Annotated in this window: 3 protein-coding genes and 1 pseudogene; 2 read left to right on the top strand and 2 right to left on the bottom strand. The window is 42.8% G+C overall.

Going from position 1 to position 3,318, the window contains the following annotated elements:
- Together R7P69_RS24445 and R7P69_RS24440 are read right to left on the bottom strand one after the other, a co-directional pair.
- Positions 1 to 425 (bottom strand): GNAT family N-acetyltransferase (locus tag R7P69_RS24445; RefSeq protein WP_318081625.1); only part of this gene is annotated, 425 nt, incomplete at its 3' end.
- Positions 426 to 448: 23 nt separating this feature from the next.
- Positions 449 to 1,189, bottom strand: coding sequence for a subclass B1 metallo-beta-lactamase VAM-1 (locus tag R7P69_RS24440; RefSeq protein ID WP_181726415.1), 741 nt, complete (start codon positions 1,187 to 1,189; stop codon positions 449 to 451).
- Positions 1,190 to 1,367: 178 nt separating this feature from the next.
- Between R7P69_RS24440 and blaPSE the strand changes: the two genes are divergently transcribed.
- Both blaPSE and aadA1 read left to right on the top strand, forming a co-directional pair.
- Entirely contained in the window at positions 1,368 to 2,201 is an 834-nt protein-coding gene (gene blaPSE / locus R7P69_RS24435) for a PSE family carbenicillin-hydrolyzing class A beta-lactamase (protein WP_181726425.1), read from the top strand.
- A 117-nt stretch (positions 2,202 to 2,318) separates the two neighbouring features.
- Positions 2,319 to 3,157, top strand: a pseudogene (aadA1, locus tag R7P69_RS24430) (ANT(3'')-Ia family aminoglycoside nucleotidyltransferase AadA1).
- Positions 3,158 to 3,318 lie beyond the last annotated feature (161 nt).

Genomic DNA, 3,318 nt, shown 5'->3' with positions numbered 1-3,318 from the left:
GCGGTAAACGAGTGAGGGAATTTCAGGTAAGATACTTCGGATGAGGAGCAAAAAGGTGGTTTATACTTCCTATACCCAAATTGCTTAATTAATGTTAAAGCTTCTCCAGCAATTCCCCTGCCTTGAGCACTTTGCTTAATCATGTAACCTACTTCGGCTATTCGCGCCTTGTGATTAATGACCTTCAATCCAATACTGCCCAGCTTTTCTCCTGATGATATGTCCTCAATACCAAATGAAAGCCAGTGATCACTTTCAAACTGCCAAGATTGAGATTTTAACTCAAACGCTGCCACAGCTTCTTGATAAGTTAGAGGCTCATACACATGCTCCATCATAATGGGGCACATTGATATTTCTATGAACAACTGTCTATCTGAACTATCAAATGGTGATAGTTTTATTCTACTACCTCTTAGCTCCACTATTTTTCCTTTGCTTTATTTGTCTATTTGTCAGAAGTCTTATCGGATGATGCTAATTTTTGTGTATGAAGGAGTAAACTAACGTCTCCAACCTGACCATGCCCAGGCACTACAGTGACTATATCTGGATAGCGTTGCAGCACTCTTTGAATAGAGTTCGACCATTCGCCTATATTTGCATCTCCAGTGTAACCTAGACTTTTATTACGGAGGCTTTTAACAAAGCAACCGCCAAATAATAGCTTTTCATTCGGTAACCAAACAACGATGTTATCTTCAGTATGGCCTGGGCCAGGATAATACACTGTCGCAATGCCGTTGAAAATTTTGAGTTCATTGCTCGATATTTCAGTATTCGAAATTTCTTTGTTATTGAGTTTAAGAAGTTGATTAGTGAGTGAAGTGGCATAAGTGTTAACTTTTAAATCATTTAAAAGTGGTAAATCACCACTCGCATCTTCATGAAAGTGAGTTACTATTGCGCTTTTTAGTACGAGACCTCTATCTTCAATCCATTCAATAAGTTGATTGGTTGCTTTGGTCGTCCAAGGAGTGTCAATCAGGTATGCCGCATCTCCATCGACTACAATTAAGCCAGACGCGCCAATAAACCCCCAAGGCTCAACATGTTTATATGAGATATGCTGATAGATATTATCGGTTAATTGTTTAACCTCCAGCGTTTTAGTGTCTGTATTGTTTGCTGCTGTTACAAAAGGAACAAAAAGAGTAATGAGCAGAATATTTTTTATCAGAAAATTCATTATTGACGACCTCTGAACGTCATTAAAAATGTGCAATTATGAGCTTGTAACGTCTATTACATTGAATCAAATTAAGTTGTTCATAGCGACTAAGTAGAGACATTTATCTTAAGTAACCTTATATGCGTTTGTAATCTTTTAATGCATTGAGACATGGAGCAAATGCTAAGAATAGCGTATCTTTTATGCTTTTGCAAGTAGTTCAAAGTTTCGGCAAGTTGAACAAGACGTTAAGGCAATTGAAGTTTCTCTTTCTGCTCGTATAGGTGTTTCCGTTCTTGATACTCAAAATGGAGAATACTGGGATTACAATGGCAATCAGCGCTTCCCGTTGACAAGTACTTTTAAAACAATAGCTTGCGCTAAATTACTATATGATGCTGAGCAAGGAAAAGTTAATCCCAATAGTACAGTCGAGATTAAGAAAGCAGATCTTGTGACCTATTCCCCTGTAATAGAAAAGCAAGTAGGGCAGGCAATCACACTCGATGATGCGTGCTTCGCAACTATGACTACAAGTGATAATACTGCGGCAAATATCATCCTAAGTGCTGTAGGTGGCTCCAAAGGCGTTACTGATTTTTTAAGACAAATTGGGGACAAAGAGACTCGTCTAGACCGTATTGAGCCTGATTTAAATGAAGGTAAGCTCGGTGATTTGAGGGATACGACAACTCCTAAGGCAATAGCCAGTACTTTGAATAAATTTTTATTTGGTTCAGCGCTATCTGAAATGAACAAAAAAAAATTAGAGTCTTGGATGGTGAACAATCAAGTCACTGGTAATTTACTACGTTCAGTATTGCCGGCGGGATGGAACATTGCGGATCGTTCAGGTGCTGGCGGATTTGGTGCTCGGAGTATTACAGCAGTTGTGTGGAGTGAGCATCAAGCCCCAATTATTGTGAGCATCTATCTAGCTCAAACACAGGCTTCAATGGCAGAGCGAAATGATGCGATTGTTAAAATTGGTCGTTCAATTTTTGACGTTTATACATCACAGTCGCGCTGATAAGGCTAACAAGGCCATCAAGTTGACGGCTTTTCCGTCGCTTGTTTTGTGGCTTAACGCTACGCTACCACAAAACAATCAACTACAAAGCCGCAACTTATGGCGGCGTTAAACATCATGAGGGAAGCGGTGATCGCCGAAGTATCGACTCAACTATCAGAGGTAGTTGGCGTCATCGAGCGCCATCTCGAACCGACGTTGCTGGCCGTACATTTGTACGGCTCCGCAGTGGATGGCGGCCTGAAGCCACACAGTGATATTGATTTGCTGGTTACGGTGACCGTAAGGCTTGATGAAACAACGCGGCGAGCTTTGATCAACGACCTTTTGGAAACTTCGGCTTCCCCTGGAGAGAGCGAGATTCTCCGCGCTGTAGAAGTCACCATTGTTGTGCACGACGACATCATTCCGTGGCGTTATCCAGCTAAGCGCGAACTGCAATTTGGAGAATGGCAGCGCAATGACATTCTTGCAGGTATCTTCGAGCCAGCCACGATCGACATTGATCTGGCTATCTTGCTGACAAAAGCAAGAGAACATAGCGTTGCCTTGGTAGGTCCAGCGGCGGAGGAACTCTTTGATCCGGTTCCTGAACAGGATCTATTTGAGGCGCTAAATGAAACCTTAACGCTATGGAACTCGCCGCCCGACTGGGCTGGCGATGAGCGAAATGTAGTGCTTACGTTGTCCCGCATTTGGTACAGCGCAGTAACCGGCAAAATCGCGCCGAAGGATGTCGCTGCCGACTGGGCAATGGAGCGCCTGCCGGCCCAGTATCAGCCCGTCATACTTGAAGCTAGACAGGCTTATCTTGGACAAGAAGAAGATCGCTTGGCCTCCCGCGCAGATCAGTTGGAAGAATTTGTTCACTACGTGAAAGGCGAGATCACCAAGGTAGTCGGCAAATAATGTCTAACAATTCGTTCAAGCCGACGCCGCTTCGCGGCGCGGCTTAACTCAAGCGTTAGATGCACTAAGCACATAATTGCTCACAGCCAAACTATCAGGTCAAGTCTGCTTTTATTATTTTTAAGCGTGCATAATAAGCCCTACACAAATTGGGAGATATATCATGAAAGGCTGGCTTTTTCTTGTTATCGCAATAGTTGGCGAAGTA

The sequence above is a fragment of the Vibrio sp. 661 genome (genome assembly GCF_033339315.1).
Classification (GTDB): domain Bacteria; phylum Pseudomonadota; class Gammaproteobacteria; order Enterobacterales; family Vibrionaceae; genus Vibrio; species Vibrio alginolyticus.
This window is presented reverse-complemented; position numbering and strand designations above follow the sequence as displayed.